The sequence below is a fragment of the Mycolicibacterium canariasense genome (assembly GCF_002101555.1).
GTDB lineage: Bacteria > Actinomycetota > Actinomycetes > Mycobacteriales > Mycobacteriaceae > Mycobacterium > Mycobacterium canariasense.
In genome coordinates this window covers 23,705-39,630 of sequence record NZ_LQOL01000056.1, presented here as the reverse complement: position 1 = coordinate 39,630, position 15,926 = coordinate 23,705, and the positions used below count along the sequence as shown (strand labels likewise).

At 68.1% G+C, this 15,926-nt stretch carries 21 protein-coding genes; 13 read left to right on the top strand and 8 right to left on the bottom strand.

The genetic code is table 11. From position 1 onward, the window contains the following. Positions 1-10: 10 nt before the first annotated feature. Positions 11-487: an ATP-binding protein gene (locus tag AWB94_RS19365; protein ID WP_062657792.1), complete on the top strand. Its 477-nt coding sequence runs from the start codon at positions 11-13 to the stop codon at positions 485-487. Here AWB94_RS19365 and AWB94_RS19360 read toward each other — a convergent pair. The 3 genes from AWB94_RS19360 to AWB94_RS19350 are packed head-to-tail and all read right to left on the bottom strand — an operon-like array spanning position 460 to position 3,709. Further along, positions 460-903 carry a response regulator gene (locus AWB94_RS19360; protein ID WP_062657793.1) on the bottom strand — a complete coding sequence of 148 codons (444 nt, stop codon included), beginning with the start codon at positions 901-903 and terminating at the stop codon, positions 460-462. The two genes, AWB94_RS19365 and AWB94_RS19360, sit on opposite strands and share 28 nt — an antisense overlap. Next, positions 900-2,477 (bottom strand): sensor histidine kinase, encoded by a 1,578-nt coding sequence (locus AWB94_RS19355; protein ID WP_062657794.1) that lies wholly within the window; start codon positions 2,475-2,477, stop codon positions 900-902. The genes AWB94_RS19360 and AWB94_RS19355 overlap by 4 nt, the downstream gene beginning before the upstream one ends. Further along, positions 2,474-3,709: a PP2C family protein-serine/threonine phosphatase gene (locus AWB94_RS19350; RefSeq protein ID WP_062657795.1), complete on the bottom strand. Its 1,236-nt coding sequence runs from the start codon at positions 3,707-3,709 to the stop codon at positions 2,474-2,476. The genes AWB94_RS19355 and AWB94_RS19350 overlap by 4 nt, the downstream gene beginning before the upstream one ends. Before the next feature lie 212 nt (positions 3,710-3,921). On the opposite strand from AWB94_RS19350, the gene AWB94_RS19345 reads away from it, so the two are divergent. The 6 genes from AWB94_RS19345 to AWB94_RS19320 all read left to right on the top strand — a co-directional run bounded on the left by AWB94_RS19345 (position 3,922) and on the right by AWB94_RS19320 (position 7,021). Then, a complete protein-coding gene (locus AWB94_RS19345) occupies positions 3,922-4,341 on the top strand; it encodes a phage holin family protein (protein WP_062657796.1) in 420 nt (139 codons plus the stop codon). After that, positions 4,328-4,624: a DUF3618 domain-containing protein gene (locus tag AWB94_RS19340; RefSeq protein WP_062657797.1), complete on the top strand. Its 297-nt coding sequence runs from the start codon at positions 4,328-4,330 to the stop codon at positions 4,622-4,624. The genes AWB94_RS19345 and AWB94_RS19340 overlap by 14 nt, the downstream gene beginning before the upstream one ends. A gap of 2 nt (positions 4,625-4,626) precedes the next feature. Further along, positions 4,627-4,932, top strand: a complete 306-nt coding sequence (locus AWB94_RS19335; protein ID WP_062657798.1) for a DUF4235 domain-containing protein — start codon at positions 4,627-4,629, stop codon at positions 4,930-4,932. A gap of 25 nt (positions 4,933-4,957) precedes the next feature. After that, the gene (locus AWB94_RS19330) at positions 4,958-5,365 is read left to right on the top strand and encodes a nitroreductase family deazaflavin-dependent oxidoreductase (RefSeq protein ID WP_062657799.1); all 408 of its coding nucleotides are present in this window, start codon (positions 4,958-4,960) and stop codon (positions 5,363-5,365) included. 87 nt (positions 5,366-5,452) lie between these two features. Next, on the top strand, positions 5,453-5,599 hold the full coding sequence (locus AWB94_RS19325) for a DUF4193 family protein (protein WP_234811808.1): 147 nt from the start codon (positions 5,453-5,455) through the stop codon (positions 5,597-5,599). A 75-nt stretch (positions 5,600-5,674) separates the two neighbouring features. Continuing rightward, a complete protein-coding gene (locus tag AWB94_RS19320; protein WP_062657800.1) occupies positions 5,675-7,021 on the top strand; it encodes a hypothetical protein in 1,347 nt (448 codons plus the stop codon). Here the strand turns inward: AWB94_RS19320 and AWB94_RS19315 are convergent. Genes AWB94_RS19315 through AWB94_RS19295 form a run of 5 tightly spaced genes read right to left on the bottom strand, consistent with a single transcriptional unit; the run spans position 6,947 to position 10,458 of the window. Next, a complete protein-coding gene (locus AWB94_RS19315) occupies positions 6,947-7,414 on the bottom strand; it encodes a hypothetical protein (protein WP_062657801.1) in 468 nt (155 codons plus the stop codon). The two genes, AWB94_RS19320 and AWB94_RS19315, sit on opposite strands and share 75 nt — an antisense overlap. After that, on the bottom strand, positions 7,411-8,511 hold the full coding sequence (locus AWB94_RS19310; protein WP_062657802.1) for a molybdopterin-dependent oxidoreductase: 1,101 nt from the start codon (positions 8,509-8,511) through the stop codon (positions 7,411-7,413). The genes AWB94_RS19315 and AWB94_RS19310 overlap by 4 nt, the downstream gene beginning before the upstream one ends. Next, positions 8,508-9,137 (bottom strand): methyltransferase domain-containing protein, encoded by a 630-nt coding sequence (locus AWB94_RS19305; RefSeq protein WP_062657803.1) that lies wholly within the window; start codon positions 9,135-9,137, stop codon positions 8,508-8,510. Before AWB94_RS19305 ends, AWB94_RS19310 begins: the two co-directional genes overlap by 4 nt. Then, positions 9,137-9,805 (bottom strand): TIGR04282 family arsenosugar biosynthesis glycosyltransferase, encoded by a 669-nt coding sequence (locus AWB94_RS19300; protein ID WP_062657804.1) that lies wholly within the window; start codon positions 9,803-9,805, stop codon positions 9,137-9,139. Before AWB94_RS19300 ends, AWB94_RS19305 begins: the two co-directional genes overlap by 1 nt. Next, the gene (locus AWB94_RS19295; protein WP_062657805.1) at positions 9,802-10,458 is read right to left on the bottom strand and encodes a glycosyltransferase family 2 protein; all 657 of its coding nucleotides are present in this window, start codon (positions 10,456-10,458) and stop codon (positions 9,802-9,804) included. The genes AWB94_RS19300 and AWB94_RS19295 overlap by 4 nt, the downstream gene beginning before the upstream one ends. 103 nt (positions 10,459-10,561) lie before the next feature. Between AWB94_RS19295 and AWB94_RS19290 the strand changes: the two genes are divergently transcribed. The 6 genes from AWB94_RS19290 to AWB94_RS19265 all read left to right on the top strand — a co-directional run bounded on the left by AWB94_RS19290 (position 10,562) and on the right by AWB94_RS19265 (position 15,885). Beyond that, positions 10,562-11,254: a response regulator transcription factor gene (locus tag AWB94_RS19290; RefSeq protein WP_062657806.1), complete on the top strand. Its 693-nt coding sequence runs from the start codon at positions 10,562-10,564 to the stop codon at positions 11,252-11,254. 3 nt (positions 11,255-11,257) lie between these two features. Then, positions 11,258-12,286 (top strand): sensor histidine kinase, encoded by a 1,029-nt coding sequence (locus tag AWB94_RS19285; protein WP_062657807.1) that lies wholly within the window; start codon positions 11,258-11,260, stop codon positions 12,284-12,286. A gap of 4 nt (positions 12,287-12,290) precedes the next feature. Next, positions 12,291-13,331, top strand: coding sequence for an NAD-dependent epimerase/dehydratase family protein (locus tag AWB94_RS19280; protein WP_062657808.1), 1,041 nt, complete (start codon positions 12,291-12,293; stop codon positions 13,329-13,331). A 68-nt stretch (positions 13,332-13,399) separates the two neighbouring features. Then, positions 13,400-14,110 (top strand): HAD family hydrolase, encoded by a 711-nt coding sequence (locus AWB94_RS19275; RefSeq protein ID WP_062657809.1) that lies wholly within the window; start codon positions 13,400-13,402, stop codon positions 14,108-14,110. A gap of 2 nt (positions 14,111-14,112) precedes the next feature. Next, a complete protein-coding gene (locus AWB94_RS19270) occupies positions 14,113-14,565 on the top strand; it encodes a hypothetical protein (RefSeq protein WP_062657810.1) in 453 nt (150 codons plus the stop codon). Positions 14,566-14,703: 138 nt separating this feature from the next. After that, positions 14,704-15,885 carry a glycosyltransferase family 4 protein gene (locus AWB94_RS19265; protein ID WP_062657811.1) on the top strand — a complete coding sequence of 394 codons (1,182 nt, stop codon included), beginning with the start codon at positions 14,704-14,706 and terminating at the stop codon, positions 15,883-15,885. Positions 15,886-15,926: the final 41 nt, after the last annotated feature.

Here is a 15,926-nt window from a genome sequence, read left to right as displayed (position 1 = left end):
CGCAGTCGACATGGTAGACGCAGCGCAGTCAGGTGCACGCTTTACGCGGATCGGCGTAACAGCGGCGCCCGAGCGCGCAGCCGTTGTCCGCCACGAGTTTTCGGAGTGGCTGCGCGGCAATTTCACGCTCGACTCGACCAAGGCCAGCGATATCGTGCTGGCCGTCAACGAGGCGTTGGCCAACGCCGCGGAATTCGCCTACGTCGACATCGAGCAGCCCGGTCTGATGCACCTCAACGCGGATCACGACCAGCAGCTGGGCACACTGACCGTGACGGTCGCCGACGAGGGAACCTGGCGACCCAAGGACCCCACGATCACCGATCCGGCTCGGGGGCGCGGCATTCCGTTGATGCACGCCCTGTCCGACCGGGCGGCCATCGACACCACGCCGACCGGCACCCAGGTGCGGATGCAGTGGGACCACATCGGTGCGGTTCCCGGCGGCCCACCGGAGGTTCAGAACTGCGGTAGCCGGACCACCTGAACGAAGAACTCGTCGATCTGCCGGACCGCGTTCATGAACTGATCGAGGTCGACGGGCTTGGTGACATAGGCGTTGGCGTGCAGCTTGTAGCTGCGCAGAATGTCCTCCTCCGCCGACGACGTGGTCAGCACCACGACCGGAATGTGGCACAGCTCGGCATCCGACTTGATCGTCTCCAGGAGCTGCCGTCCGTCGTACTTGGGCAGATTCAGGTCCAGCAGGATCAGGTCGGGCCTCGGGGCGTCGGCATACGGGCCACGTCGATACAGAAAGTCCAGCCCTTCCTCGCCGTCGTGCGCCACATGCAACGTGTTCTTGATCTTGTTGTGTTCGAAGGCTTCCCGTGTGATCAGCTCATCACCCGGGTCGTCCTCGACCAGCAGGATGTCGATTGCTCTACCTTCGGGCAGGGTCATTCGCGGCTTCCTTCCAAGACGGCCTCTGGGATGACGTTCGGTTCTGTGGTGGGGGTGGTGGGCAGCGTGAAGACGAAGCGGGTGCCGTCCGTGTAGGACGTGTCGATCCAGATGGCCCCGCCGTGGTGTTCGACGATCTTCTTGCACAGGGCCAATCCGATACCGGTGCCGCTGTAGGCATCCCGGCCGTGCAGCCGCTGGAAGATGACGAACACCTTGTCCACGAATTCTTCGCCGATCCCGATGCCGTTGTCCGACACCGTGAACACCCAGTAGTCTGCGTGGGGGCCGCTGCCCTCCCGGCAATCGATCACGATCCGGGGTGCCACGCCCTCGCGGTGGAACTTCACGGCATTGCCGATCAGATTCTGCCACAACATGATTAGCAGTGTCGGATCACCGTCGACCGACGGCAGCGAGGCGGGCGGGCGGATCAGCTCCGCTCCCGATTCGGCGACGGCCACCGACAGATTCTTCAACGCCGCATCCAGGGTGGCACCCAGGTCGACCTCGGTGTGCGTGGCGTTGAGCCGTCCGACGCGGGAGAACGTGAGCAGGTCGTTGATGAGCACCTGCATGCGCTTGGCACCGTCGACGGCGAAGTTGATGTACTCCACGCCACGCTCGTCGAGCTTGTCCCCGTAGCGCTTTTCCAGCAGTTGGCAGAACGAGGCGACCTTGCGCAACGGCTCCTGCAGATCATGGGACGCGACATAGGCGAACTGTTCCAGCTCGGCGTTGGACCGCCGCAGCTCTTCGGCCTGTTCGTCGAGGGCGGCCCGGTCCGATTGGGAGGACGCCAGCTCGTCGACGATCCGCTGGCGCATATCCTCGACGTCAGCCGCGATGGCCCTGATGTCCCTGGGTCCCCGTGCCACGATGCGTTCGCCGAAATTGCCCTCGGTGATGCGCCGGCACGACGCCGCAAGCAGGTCCAGCGGCCTGGTGACGGCGTTGCGCACCATCACCGCCAGCAGCACCCCCATCAGGACGAACGCCACCACCATCGCCACCAGCACACCGTCGCGCCAACTACGGACCCAGTTCAGCTCGTCGATCGCCGCGCTGCGCGCCTGCCCCAGATGCCCGTTCTGGACATCGAAAAGCTCACGGAGTGCGTCGAATTCGCTCTTCCCGCGCTCGGCGGTACCGCTGTCGAGCACGGCGGGGCGCCCCGGGGTGACACGGGCGATCAGGGGTTCGGCATAACCGATACGCCAGTCGTTCGCCGCGTGCTCTATCGCGTCGAGATCGCCGATGAGGTCGGGGCGGCCGGCCAGGTAGTCCCGGATGTCCTGCGCCGCGGCGGCTTCGGTGCGTTGCCCGCCTTGGTAGGGAGTCAGGAACTGTGGGTCGGCAGCGATGGCATATCCACGCACCGCGGTTTCCTGATCCCGCAGGGCGGCCTGCAGTTCGTAGGCGGCGACCCGCGCGGGCTGGATGTGGTCGATCAGCTCGGCGGCGACCTGGTCGGTCCGGCTCATCAGCACCGCACCGCCTACCGCACCGGACAGCACCACCAACCCCACCACCGACAGCACCAGGTTCTGCCAGCCTTGTACGGTCAGTTTCATCGAGTCGGCCCAGGCTCGCGGCCATCGCGCTCGACTCGGATCACCGCGATGTCGTCGGTGAGACCGCCGTGCGGTCGGGCCCGCGCATCGGCCTGACTGATCAGGGCGTGCACGAAGTCCGGGCCCGGCAGTTCGGCCGCCGAGCGGGCCAGCGCCAGCAACCCCTCTTCCCCGAGGCGTTCCTCCCCGCGCCCCGAATGGCCTTCGAACAATCCGTCGGTGAGCAGCAGCAAACCGTGATCCTTCGGCAGTTCCAGGCGGTTGACCGGCCAGTCGGTGGCGCCCAGCCCCAGCGCCGGTCCGGCCGGCGGTTCGAGCCAGTCCACGGTGCCCGCCCCGTGCAACAGCATGCCGGGATGTCCGGCACGCACCACATCGAAGGCTCCGGTGTCCGGGTCCAGCGCGACGCTGAGCAGCGTGGCGAACGTACCGCGGCCTGGGCGTTCGGTCATCAGGATCCGGTCCAGCTGCCGCATGCGGTCGTTTCCGCGCAGACCGGCAAAGGTCAGTGCCCGCCAGCCGATACGCAGCGCGACGCCGAGTGCGGCCTCATCCGGGCCGTGTCCGGACACGTCGCCGATCATGACGTGCACCGTGCGGTCCTGGGTCTGCACCACATCGAAGAAATCGCCGCCCAGCAGGGCCTCCCGCCGGCTCGGCAGGGATTGGGTGACGATGTTGACGCCCGGCTGGTCCAGCAGCAGCGGTAGCGGCAGCAATCCGCGTTCCAGCCGCGCGTTCTCGGCCGCACGCAGCCGGCTGGCGTGCAGGTCCACCGCCGTGAGCTCGGCGCGCTTGCGCTCAATGGCGTAGAGCACCGCGCGGCGCAACGTATCCGGGTCGACCCGCCCTTTGACCAGGTAGTCCTGCGCACCCGAGGCGACCGCGGAGACACCGAAGTGCTCGTCGTTGAGTCCGGTGAGCACGATGATCGGGATGGTCGGATCGAGTTTGCCCATCCGATGCAGCGCGTCGATGCCGTCGGCATCGGGCAGGTTCAGATCCAGCAACACGCAGTCCGGCCGGGCCGCCACAAGTTTGCTCTCGGTATCGGCCATCGACTGCGACCAGACGAAGTCGATGTTGGCGGCGGTGTCGGCGATCAGCTCCTCCACCAGCAAGGCGTCGGCGCGGTCATCTTCGACCAGCAACAACGACAGCCGCGCACCGGGTAACCCGGCGGGAACGGCAACCGGTGCCGTCATGGGCGGTGGATCCAAGGGGGCGCGCATGGATGATCACGTCCTTCAAAAAGTACGTATGAAGGTCACCCTGGTCGCGCTGACCGTCTGCTTCAGTGACAGAACCGACAATACCCAGTCGGCATGGCCAAGTCATAACTCACGGTGATCTTGATTCAGGCGTGCCCCGATGTTTAACGCCGCCTCCGCCCGGGCACAGCCGGAGAAGATCGTGAGCGAAGAGAAGCGAAGGGAATGGTGTGATGGCCGAGGCGAGCATTGCACACCGGCCGGCGGACGAGGCATCGGTCACCGAACTGATGAGCCAGCTGTCCGCCCAGACGTCCCGGTTGGTGCGCGATGAGATGTTGTTGGCGCAGAAGGAATTTCAGACGTCGGTGCAGCGGGCCGGCGTCGGCGCCGGATTGTTCGGCACGGCGGGACTGCTGGCGGGCACCGGCTTTCTCGCCGTGGTCGCCGCCGCGGTGGCCGCGCTGGCGCTGGTCGTACCGGTGTGGGGATCCTGCTTGATCGTCGCGGCGGTGCTGTTCATTGCCGCAGCGGTTGCCGGCGTGGTCGGAAAAAAGGAGGCACAGCAGCTGGCCCCGGCGGCCCGCGAGGTCGTCACCAGCGTCAAGACCGATATCGACGAGGTGAAGGGAGCGCGCCATGACCGAACCTGAGCAACCGCGCACGGAGTTGCGCGCCGACGCCACCGTCGACGACATCGAGCGGGATATCGAGCACACGCGCCGCGAACTCGGCGAAACCGTGGGCGCGCTGTCGGACCGGCTGGATGTCAAGGGGCGCGTCCAGGACACGGCGCTGGCGACCAAGGAGCACATCGTCGACCGGGCCCGCGACACGAAGGACACCGCCGCGGCCAGAAAGGTCCCGCTTGCCCTGGTGGTAGCGGCCGCCGTTGTCGGCGTTCTGATCTGGCAACGCAAAAAGCAAGGACGGTGACGATGGCCGCGAACAAGCCCAGTGTGGCCGCCCGGGTGCTGTACCGGCCGGTCGGCCTGGCCAGTTCGGTGGCCGGCGGCCTGGTCGCCGGGGCAATCTTCAAACAGGTCTGGAAACTCGCCGCCCGGTCGGCGGGGAACAACAAGCAAACCGACCCGCCCGGTGCGTTGCAGACGGAATACTCCTTCCGGGAGATACTGCTGGCCGCAGCCCTGCAGGGCGTCATCTTCTCCGTCGTCAAGACGGTAATCGACCGCCAGGGAGCCCGGATGTTCGAGCGAGCAACCGGAGAGTGGCCCGGCAGCTGAGCACCGGACCGAGGAGCGGATCACCATGGCGGACAACTGGAATGACTCGATCATCGCCGAGTTCCGAGCCAACGGCGGCAAGGTGGGCGGCCCCTTCGAGGGGCACACCTTGCTGTTGTTGCACACCACCGGCGCCAAATCGGGTCAAACCCGGATCAACCCGGTGATGGCGTTCGAGCTGGACGGAAAGCTGCTCATCGTCGGCTCCTATGCGGGCTCGGACCACGATCCTGCTTGGCTGCACAACCTGCGGGCCGACCCGAATGCCCATATCGAGATCGGCACCGAAAGCTATGACGTCCAGGCCTGCGAACTACCGCGGGCCGAACGCGACGCCGCCTATGACCGCATCGTCGAGCGGGCCCCCGGATTCGGGGAGTACCAGGCCAAGACCAGCCGGGTGATCCCCGTCATCGAGCTACGCCGGCGGTAACCGGTTTATCACGGGCGCGGGGCGGGCATCATCACCACAGCGTTCGAAGCCAGTGATTCTGCACCGGAAAGGACCCCGCCCGTGACCATGGTTCACGATCTTGCGCGCCGCGGCGACACCGTGGGGTTGCTGCCCTATCAGTTCGACGAATTCATTTGCAGCCGTTGCCTTCTGGTCCATCACCGGCACAACATGGCCGACGAGGATGCCCGGGTCTGCTTCGACTGTTCGTGAGGGCGGGCCGGACCGGCCATAACGTCACCGTTTTGTCAGGACTGAGCGGGCCGTCGTCCCATAACGTGGGTAGGTGTGAAGGTCCGTAGCCGAGAAGCCGCCGCCGCGGGTGCCGGTCTGATCCTCGTGATCGCCGCTTTCGTGGTGCCCCATCTGCACCTCGGCAGTGTCACCCCGCTGATCCACAGTTCCGCCGAACAGATCAAGGCCTTCGCCCAGACCGCACCCATCTTCGGATGGTGGGACGCGCATGTCGGGTGGGGGTCGGGCCTCGCCGTGCTGATCGGTGTTGCGGCCGTGTTGTGGGGACCATCGGTGCTGGACCGGCTCCCGTGGCGGGCCGTGCCGTGGGTGGCGTGGGCCACCGCATGTTGCTGGGCGTTCGCGCTGGCGATGGTGGACGGCTGGCAGCGCGGGTTCGCCGGACGCCTGACCGCTCGCCACGAGTACCTGCGCCAGGTGCCGACGGTCACCGACATCCCCGAAGCGGTCCGCACCTTCTCGGCCAGGATTCTCGATTTCCAGCCCGACTCGTGGATCACCCACGTCTCCGGCCATCCGCCCGGTGCGCTGCTGACCTTCGTCTGGCTGGATCGACTGGGCCTGGGCGGTGGTGCGTGGGCCGGATGGTGGTGCCTGCTCATCGGCTCCAGCGCCGCAGCGGCGATCGTCGTGACGGTCCGCGCGCTCTCCGGCGAGGACCAGGCCCGGGCCGCGGCACCCTTTGTGGCGGTCGCGCCGACGGCGATCTGGATCGCGGTATCGGCCGACGGTTACTACGCCGGAGTCGCGGCATGGGGCATCGCACTGCTGGCCCTGGCCACCCGCAGTCGTCACCCGCTACCGCTGGGCCTGGTGGCGGGCCTGTTACTGGGTTGGGGCATCTTCCTCAACTACGGGCTCGTCCTGGTGGGATTTCTCGCGCTGGCGGTCCTGCTCACCACCGACCGACGCACGGCGGTCCGGTTGCTGGCCGCCTCGGCCGTCGCCGCGATGGTGGTCGTCGGCGCGTTCGCGGTTGCTGGATTCTGGTGGTTCGACGGTTATACGTTGGTGCAGCAACGATATTGGCAGGGCATTGCGGCCAACCGGCCGTTCGCGTACTGGGTCTGGGCGAACCTGGCCTCGGTGGTCTGCGCGATCGGTCTGGGTTCGGTCGCAGGTCTGAGCCGGGCTTTCGACCGTGCCGTGCTGCGCGAGCGCCGCGGCCTTGTACTGGTGCTGATCGGCGCGCTGTTGGCCATCGTGTGCGCCGATCTGAGCATGCTGAGCAAGGCCGAGACCGAGCGGATCTGGTTGCCGTTCACGGTGTGGCTCACCGCGGCGGGGGCCTTGCTGCCCGCCTCGTCACGCCGCTGGTGGCTGACCGTCAACGTCGTCGGTGCGCTGGCGCTCAACCACCTTATTCTGACGAATTGGTAGCCGTCCCAACGCAAAGCGATACACGGGGACCGCGCACCACACCAACGCGAGGCTGATCAACAGGCCCCGCGGATAATCCCGGTTCAACACCGTGTTGTTGTCCGGCCGCAGCCCCGGTTTGTCATACACCGGGATCGCCAGGACGAGCAGCACGACGGTGCACAACCCGGCCACCGCCACCGGCACCCACCAGCGCTGCGGGAGGATCCGGCGGCCCGTCCAGCCGACGGCCGTACACAGCGGCGCGAAAACCAGATCATGGATCAGGACGGCCGCCAGCGCCCAGGTGAGCATGCGCAGCAGGATCACCGGCGGTTGCTCCGACAGCAGCCATGCGCCGTACCCCGCCAACCCGACACCCGCCAGCACCAGCACCCCCCGCACGGCGGTCACGGGATCACCTCGATTCGGCTGAGCCACTTGGTCTGCAACACACCGGGACGCGACGGTGCGATGAGCCGGCACGGATAGCCGTGGTCGGCATGCAGCGCTTCGCCGTTGACCCGCAACGCGATCAGGGTCATCCGATCCCGCACATGCGCCGCGGGCAGCACGGTTCGCGAATAAGGGCCGGGCGGTTCCAGGGAGACCATCCGCACGTCGCGGCCCAGTCCTGCGCCGGCCGCAGCCAGCAGGTCGGCCAGCACCACACCGGTCCAGTCGGCGTTCGCGCTCCAACCCTCGACGCAAGCGATCGGCAGCCGGTGCGTCACCTGAGGCAACGCGGTCAGTTCCGCCACTGTGAACGCCCGGGCGGTGGCTCCGTCGACGACGGTGAGCCGGTAATCGGGTGCGTAAGCCCGGCGCAGGACACCCGCCGCGATCGCGGTGCGGTTGACCGGAAGCCCTTGCGGCCCCGCCCCGGACCGGGGCGCCAGCACCGACACCTGGCGCAGCAGCGGAACAGTCTGTCCCGCAGTGGCCAACGTCGCGACCCCGACCGCCAGCCAGGTGCCCCGCAACACGGTGCGCCGGCTCGGCCCGACTGCGCCGCCGGTGGCCACGTCGTCGAGCGGATCACCGAGCACCCGGCGGATGACCGGCAGTTTGACCGCGATGTGCACCAGCACCGCGCCGGCCGCCAGATAGGCCACCGCATAGTGGCTGGTGGTGAAGAAGAACCCGAACACGTACCACTGGGCGATGTTCAGCAGGCCGGTGGACAATTCGAACAGCACCGATCCGACCAGCACCAGGATCGACAGTCGCTCGAGTTGGCGGGTGAGGCCCCCGATCACCGGACGCTCGAACAGCTTCGGCCACACCGACCACAGTTTGACGATGGCCAACGGGATGGCCGCGATACCGGCGATGACATGGACGCCCTGGGTGAACCGGTACAGCCAGACCGGCCGGGTCGGCCAGGAGAACCACGGTTCCGGATGCTGGATGAGATGGCTGAGCAGTCCGGTGCCGAAGCACACCGCGATGGCGACACCCAGCGCGATGCCGACGCGCGCTGTCACCGCGGTCCCCCGCACGGCGGTCATCGCGGGACCAGGCTGGCCAGCATCCGGTCACCGATCGGATGGATCCCCATGATGGACAGACCCGCCTCGCCCGCGACGCGTGCAGCATTGTCGAATCCCACTGTCGCCCAACGGAACCACGGGCCGATCGTGCGGGGCGATTCCAACCGCACCCATTGGTGGCGGATTCCCCCGGGCGCGGAGTCGAATTCGGCGAGGCAGCACCCGCCGTGACACAGCAGGTCCCTGGCACGCCGCAGAATCCGAACCGGATCACCGCCGAGTCCGATGTTGCCGTCCGCGAGCACCACCGTCTGCCACCGTCCTGCGCCGGGAAGGGGGCCGAATACGTCGCGTAGCAGCGCCGGCGCGCCGCTGCGCCGGGCCAATTCCACCGCCGTCGCCGACACGTCCACACCGAGGGCCGGAATGCCACGGCGGATCAGGTCGGCTACCAGCCGCCCCGGCCCGCAGCCCAGGTCGATCGTGGGTCCGTCGCAGCGGTCCAGCACCGCCCGGTCGAATCGCACGTCGGCGTGTCGACCTCCCAGCCAGTTGTGTATCGGCAGGCGATGGACGCTGCCGTCGGTGTGCCGGATCCAGCATCGCTCACCGGTGAGCGCGCGCTCGTACAGATTGCCGTACATCATGCCTCCAAAGCGCTTGCCGCACGGGAAAAACGGCTTTCGGTGCCGCACTGGCGCCGCACCGTTTCCACGTCGTCCACGGTGTCCACGTCGGCCAGCGTCGCCAGCAGGCGTACATCCAGGCCGCGGCCCCGCAGGGCGCGGATGGTCCGCGCACCGGTATCCGGCCGGGACATCGGCACGGTGGCCAACCAGTCGGGCTCGGATGCGTCAGACAGTCCGAGCGCCCACCAGCCGCCGTCCTCTGCGGGGCCCAGTACCGCCTCGGCGCCGAGCAGTGCATCGGCGCATTCGGCCAGCAGTGCGGCACTGACCTGGGGAGTGTCCATACCGATTTGCAGCACCGGATATCCGGCGCGGGAAGCGTCCCGGTGGGCGTTGGCCAGCCGTTCGGCGAAATCGGCGCCGCGCTGTCCGATGACCGTGAACGTCTGCAACCGATCCCGGATATCGGTGGCGGCGCTGGCCCGGCGCAGGTCACCGGTGAGTACCACGGTGCGGGCCGACACCGGGGTGGCGGCCACCGCGTCGAGGGTGTCCAGCAGGGCGGCCGCCGCGAAATCCGCTGCCAATTCGGCACCGATGGTGGCCGCCAGCCTGGTCTTGGCCAGACCGGGCACCGGCGCCTTGGCCACCACGACGATGTTCACCGGACACGGTGCGCTCATGTGATGGCCCGCCAGAAATCCACGGCCGCGGTGACGCTGCCGCGCAGTGAACCACTGACCTTCGACCGGCCGCCGGTGCGCGATCGATAGGTGACATCACGTTCCACCACCTGCCAACCGTTGCGCGCCGCGAGCACCAACAACTCCAGGGGATACCCGGATCGCCGGTCGGCAATTCCCAGCGCCAGCAGGGCGTCCCGGCGGGCCACCCGGATGGGCGCGATGTCGTGCACCGGCAGGCCGTGACGGTGGCGTAGCCGCCAACACACCGCCGCGGTACCCAGCCGGGCGTGCCACGGCCAGTGGGTACCCGGCGTCGGTCGGCGCCGTCCGACCGCGAGGTCGGCGCCGTGGTCCAGTTCGGCCACCAGCGCCGGCAGGGCCGCGGGATCCAGCGAACCATCGGCATCCAGTACGGCGACGATCGGGGTCTGCGCCGCCAGCACCCCGGCGTGCACCGCGGCCCCGTAGCCCGGCCGGGGTTCGTGCACGACGTCGGCGGCGTGGGCGCGGGCGACCTCGGCGGTGTCGTCGGTGCTGTTGTTGTCGACGACCAGCGGAAGGTAGTCGGGCGGGACGGCCGCCAGCACGCCGGCAAGGGACTGCGCCTCGTTCAGACAAGGCAGCACCACCGTCACCCTGGTTTGCCGCATGTCATCGAACGTATGCCTGCCGCGGGGGCATGGAAAGGGCGCAATAGTGACAAGTCCGTGACATCGCTGCAGGTCGTGACGTCGGCGCATTAGTGTCGCAAGGGTGACGAGGGTACTTATCGCCGACGACGACCCCGTGGTCCGCGACGTCGTGCGCCGTTATCTGGAACGTGACGGCCACGTGGTGGCCGCGGCCGGTGACGGCGCGGAGGCTTTGCGGTTGCTGCAATCCGTGCAGATCGACCTGGCGATCCTCGACGTGATGATGCCCGGCCCGGACGGTCTGACCTTGTGCCGCAGCCTGCGCCGCGGCGACGACTACGGCATGCCGGTGATCATGCTGACCGCACTCGGCGAGGAGGATGACCGCATCGCCGGCCTGGAGGCCGGTGCCGACGACTACCTCACCAAGCCGTTCAGCCCGCGTGAGCTGGCGCTGCGGGTCCGATCGGTGTTGCGCCGCACACCGCCGCCGGCCGAACTTCCCACCGAATTGCACTGTGCAGGGCTACGGCTGAACACCGCCGCCCGTACCGTGACGGCGAATGGCAGGCCGGTCAGCCTGACCGCACGGGAGTTCGATCTGCTGACCTTCTTCATGTCGCACCCCGATGCGGTGCACTCCCGCGATCAGCTGCTGAAGCTGGTGTGGCAGTGGGACTTCGGCGACATGTCGACCGTCACGGTGCACATCAAGCGGTTGCGCGCGAAACTCGGTACCCACCACCGCATCCAGACCGTCTGGGGGCGCGGATACCTCTGGGGCACCGCCGAACACATCAGCGGGGAGGGCTAGCCGATGCCGGCAACCGACGTGTGGGAGATCGTGGGTTGGGCGCTCGCCTGTTCGGTGCCGGTGGTCATCGCCGGCGCGCTCACCATCAGGTTGGCACGCTCCTGGTCGCTGGCGGTCAGCATGGTGGCGTTGGTGCTGATTCCGACGCTGGCCACCTTCACCGGTGTGCTCGGCGCCAGCGGCTTCATGATCACCGAAACCTTCGAACGCACCGCGGTCGTGCTGGTGATCGTCTCGGTGGTCACCATCCCGGCCGCGGTCATGCTGGCCCGGTACCAGGCCCGCCGCACCGTCTGGGAGCAGGAGATCCGCGATTCCGAGCGGGCCGCCGAGCAATCCCGGCGCCGGTTGGTGGCCTTCGTCAGCCACGATCTGAGAACACCGCTGGCCGGGATCCGGGCGGTGGCCGAAGCCATCGCCGACGGCTTGGTCGACGGCGCCGAAATCAGAGAACACGCCGAACACATTGAGCAGGAATCGATCCGGCTCTCCGAGATGGTCGATGACCTCTTCGAGATGTCGAAGATCAACGCGGGTGCGGTGCAACCGGCGCTGGACACCGTCGCCTTGGACGAGGTGGTGGACGATGTGGTGGCCGCACACCGGATCGCGGCCGAACGTGCCGGAGTGCAACTGCGTGCCAGCTTGCCGCCGCAGCCGGTGCACGTCGTCGGCAGCGGGCGTGCCCTGGTGCGGGTGCTGTCCAACCTCGTCGCCAATGCGATCGCGCACACCCCCGAGGGCGGGCGGGTGGAGCTGACAGCCGGTCGCGACGACCTCGGCGCGTGGGCCCGCGTCGACGACACCGGTGTCGGCATCGACGAAACGGACCTGCCAAGAGTTTTCGACATCGCCTACCGCGGTTCCAATGGCCGTGTGCCCCGCGCCGATTCGTCGTTGCCCAGTGGATCCGGGTTGGGACTGGCGATTGCGGCGGGTTTGGTGCAGGCCCACCGCGGAACATTGTCGGCGCACAACCTGGGCACGGGCGCCCGATTCGAAGTGCGCCTGCCGCTCGCGGAGGAGACCTGAGCCGATGAGGGTTCTGCTGACCGGCGCCGCGGGGTTCATCGGTGGCCGCATCGCCGGTGCGTTGCGCACCGCGGGGCACGAGGTGGTGGCCGTGGATGCCATGCTGTCCACGGCCCACGGTCGCGGCGCCGAGGTGCCGCACCATTGCACACGCCTCGATCTGCGTGACGCCGACGGGGTGGCCGCATTGTTGCGCGGTGTCGATGTGGTCTGTCATCAGGCGGCCGTCGTCGGGGCCGGCGTCGACGCCGCCGACGCGCCCTCCTACGCGGCCAACAACGATTACGCCACCGCGGTTCTGCTCGCGCAGATGTACGCCACCGGCTGCCGCAGATTGGTTTTCGCCTCCTCGATGGTGGTGTACGGGCAGGGACGGTATGACTGTGACGTTCATGGGCCCGTCGACCCGTTGCCGCGCACCGAGATCGACCTGGATCGAGGTGTCTTCGAGCACCGCTGCCCACACGGCGGGGAACCGCTACGGTGGCGCCTGGTCGACGAGGATCAACCGGTGCGACCGCGCAGTCTGTACGCGGCAAGCAAAGCGGCACAAGAACATTACGCCCTTGCCTGGGCCGAGGCGACGGGCGCGTCGGTCGTCGCACTGCGCTACCACAACGTATACGGGCCCGGCATGCCGCGCGACACCCCTTACTCGGGTGTGGCGGCGATCTTCCGTTCGGCGCTGGAGGCGGGGAGGCTGCCGCAGGTCTACGAAGACGGCGGGCAGATGCGCGATTTCATCCACGTCGACGACGTCGCAGCCGCCAACCTCGCGGCGATCGACACCGAGTTGGACGGGTTCGAAGCGTTCAACGTCTGTTCCGGGCGGCCGGTGGCCATTCGGGAAGTGGCCGAATGGCTGTGCGCGGCGCGTGGGCGTGACGAACCGGAAATCACCGGCCGCTACCGCAGCGGTGACGTCCGGCATATCGTCGCCGATCCCGGCCGGGCCGCCACCCGGTTGGGCTTCCGCGCTGCGGTCGACCCTGTCGACGGGATCACCGATTTCGCCTTCGCTCCGCTTCGTCCCGCAGTGCGCTGACCACCAGTTTGCCGTACCCGGGCATCGGGTATGCCTCGAACACTTCGACGTGACAAAAGGAGTAGACGATGCGGCCGGCCTCTTCGGATGTTCCTGCGGTCCTCTTCGATGTCGACGGTACGCTCGTGGACTCCAACTACCTGCACGTGCACGCGTGGGTACGCGCCTTCGAGGTCGAGGATCAGCCCGTGTCCGGCTGGCGGGTGCATCGCTGTATCGGCATGGACGGCGACACCTTGATCCGCACCCTGGCGCGTGGCGCCGACGAGGCCGTCCAACACCGGCTCAAGGATCACCACGGGCAGTTCTACCGTGAGATGGCCTCGTTGCTGACGGTGCTGCCCGGTGCGCGTGAACTGCTGCACCGGGTTTCCGACCTGGGCATGCAAGTCGTGCTGGCCACGTCGGCCCCGGAGGACGAGCTGATGCTGCTGCGGCGGGTGCTGGACTGCGACGACGTGATCTCCATGGTGACGTCCTCGCGCGACGTCGACGTCGCCAAACCCGACCCCGGCATCGTGCACGTGGCGCTGGACCGGGCCGGGGTCGAGGCATCGTGCGCGGTGTTCGTCGGAGACTCGACCTGGGATGCGTTGGCCGCCAGGCGCGCCGGTGTGGTCACCATCGGGTTGCGCAGCGGCGGGGTGGGCACCTGCGAATTGGATTGTGCCGGTGCCAAGGTGATCTACGACGACCCGCGCGACCTGTTGGCAAACCTGGACACCAGTCCCATCGCGACGTTGTCAGGCCGGGTCAGGGCGAATCCGCTAACCTGCTGAGTGTGAACGAGGCCCGCAGCGCGGGGCGCGCGGCGTCCGCGCTGCGACGCGCGGCATGGGCGGCAGGCGCGATATGTACCGTCGTCTCGCTCGTCGTCGGCGCCTATACCGTGTTGGCACCGCCGCCCGAATGCGGTGGGCTGTACGTGTGCCGACGCGTGGCCGACCGCACTCTGCTGCTGGGCTGGACGGCATTGTTCGTCGCAGTGGTGACGGCGGTGGCGTTGGCGATGGTGCTCCGCGGGCGCCGCTTCACCGGATGGCCCGTGCGGATCGTCGGCCTCGTGCTCACCTGCCTGCTGGCGGCCGCGTACTGGAAGACCCATTTCGGGGCGCTCCGCGCAGAGCTGGCAACCCAGATGCCGGTCACGATGCCGATGTGGACCGCGACCTACGCCTTTTGGCTTGCCGCCGCCGGATTGGGGCTCGCCACGATCGCCACCCGTCCGCGCTGACCCCCGCGCCAACCGTGGTGACGGTCCGCGCAGCGAAACACTGCACCGCGATGCGAAGAGCTGGCCGCACGGCGTTTGCGCGCGCCGCGCGATCGGGTAGCACCTCATGGTCATCCACGCCGCGGTTCAGGGGGCCCAGTGAAGATCGCGATGGTGATCGGCTCGGTCCGGCAGTTCTCTGCGGCATCGGAGCACAGCCGGTGGCTGCCCGGGCTGCTCAGCCAGGCCGGCCACCAGGTGACCGTGTACAGCCTCGGTGACGACGAGCCGGACGCGCCGGGACTGCCCGCATCGGATGTCGTCACGATCACCGGCGGCCCAAGCGAACTCGCCGCCAAGCTGGATGTCGGCTGGGAACGGGACCGCCCCGATGTGGTGCAGGCGCATTCCTGGCCGATCGGACTTCTCGCCCAGCTCGCGGCCGACCGGCACGCGCTGCCGACGGTGCAGTCCTTTCACGGCACCGCACCGCTCGGCCCGCGCGTCGGCATGGCCAAACCCGCGCAGACCCGGCTGGCGGCGCTGGTGGCACGGACCGCCAGCTGGGTCACGACCGGATCCAGTCAGGAGCTGGAGACCGTTGCCCGGCTGCGCCGGTCACGCCGCCGGACGTCGGTCATCGCCGGGGGAATCGACGTCGAGAGGTTCGAGCAGTGGCTGTCGGCTGAGGCGTCCCCCGGCGAGCGGTCCGACAGACCAGAACACCTGATCGCAGGCCTGGCAGGTTCCGACGATCTCGATCCCGGGTTCGACGCGGTGATACGGACCCTGCCGGCCGTGCCGGAAGCCCGGTTCCTCGGCATCGGTCGCCCGCCGCAACACCACCACCTGGATACCGGGACGCAGCTGGCCCACGCGCTCGGGGTGCAGGACCGCGTCGAACTCGTGGTGCGCACCCCAGCAGAGGCACTGGCCCGGCTCAGGCGCGCCGACATCGCCACGTGCACGCCCGCACTGTGCACCGATCACTCGACGGTGTTGCAGGCCATGGCCGCCGGAATCCCGCTGATCGCACACGACACCGGCGCACTCGCCGACACCGTCATCGACGACGTCACGGGCCTGCTGATTCGGCCCGGTCGGTCCCGGGATCTGGCCACAGCCATCAAAATGCTTCTCGCCCAGCCCTTTGCGCGCATGAGTATGGGCGCGGCCGGTCGTGCCCGGGCCCGCAGCCGCTACAGCTGGCAGCGGGTCGCACAAGAATACGAATGGGTCTACGAGAACGCGATGTCAACCAGGGGGCAAGCGCGGGCAACCACACCGAATCGCCGGCGAACAGCCCACGGCGACAGCCCTTTCGGAACGACGATTGGTTGACCGCCGTGCAGGGCATTTACGCTACGCCGGGGTCGCCGTCA

Coding starts and splice junctions, on each gene's coding strand:
- AWB94_RS19330 (WP_062657799.1), top strand. CDS start 4,958: ATGGCGGACAACTGGAATGACTCGATCATCGCCGAGTTCCGAGCCAAC.
- AWB94_RS19355 (WP_062657794.1), bottom strand. CDS start 2,477: ATGAAACTGACCGTACAAGGCTGGCAGAACCTGGTGCTGTCGGTGGTG.
- AWB94_RS19305 (WP_062657803.1), bottom strand. CDS start 9,137: ATGTACGGCAATCTGTACGAGCGCGCGCTCACCGGTGAGCGATGCTGG.
- AWB94_RS19280 (WP_062657808.1), top strand. CDS start 12,291: ATGAGGGTTCTGCTGACCGGCGCCGCGGGGTTCATCGGTGGCCGCATC.
- AWB94_RS19275 (WP_062657809.1), top strand. CDS start 13,400: ATGCGGCCGGCCTCTTCGGATGTTCCTGCGGTCCTCTTCGATGTCGAC.
- AWB94_RS19340 (WP_062657797.1), top strand. CDS start 4,328: ATGACCGAACCTGAGCAACCGCGCACGGAGTTGCGCGCCGACGCCACC.
- AWB94_RS19300 (WP_062657804.1), bottom strand. CDS start 9,805: ATGAGCGCACCGTGTCCGGTGAACATCGTCGTGGTGGCCAAGGCGCCG.
- AWB94_RS19365 (WP_062657792.1), top strand. CDS start 11: ATGGTAGACGCAGCGCAGTCAGGTGCACGCTTTACGCGGATCGGCGTA.
- AWB94_RS19310 (WP_062657802.1), bottom strand. CDS start 8,511: ATGACCGCCGTGCGGGGGACCGCGGTGACAGCGCGCGTCGGCATCGCG.
- AWB94_RS19325 (WP_234811808.1), top strand. CDS start 5,453: ATGGTTCACGATCTTGCGCGCCGCGGCGACACCGTGGGGTTGCTGCCC.
- AWB94_RS19360 (WP_062657793.1), bottom strand. CDS start 903: ATGACCCTGCCCGAAGGTAGAGCAATCGACATCCTGCTGGTCGAGGAC.
- AWB94_RS19285 (WP_062657807.1), top strand. CDS start 11,258: ATGCCGGCAACCGACGTGTGGGAGATCGTGGGTTGGGCGCTCGCCTGT.
- AWB94_RS19295 (WP_062657805.1), bottom strand. CDS start 10,458: ATGCGGCAAACCAGGGTGACGGTGGTGCTGCCTTGTCTGAACGAGGCG.
- AWB94_RS19335 (WP_062657798.1), top strand. CDS start 4,627: ATGGCCGCGAACAAGCCCAGTGTGGCCGCCCGGGTGCTGTACCGGCCG.
- AWB94_RS19350 (WP_062657795.1), bottom strand. CDS start 3,709: ATGCGCGCCCCCTTGGATCCACCGCCCATGACGGCACCGGTTGCCGTT.
- AWB94_RS19345 (WP_062657796.1), top strand. CDS start 3,922: ATGGCCGAGGCGAGCATTGCACACCGGCCGGCGGACGAGGCATCGGTC.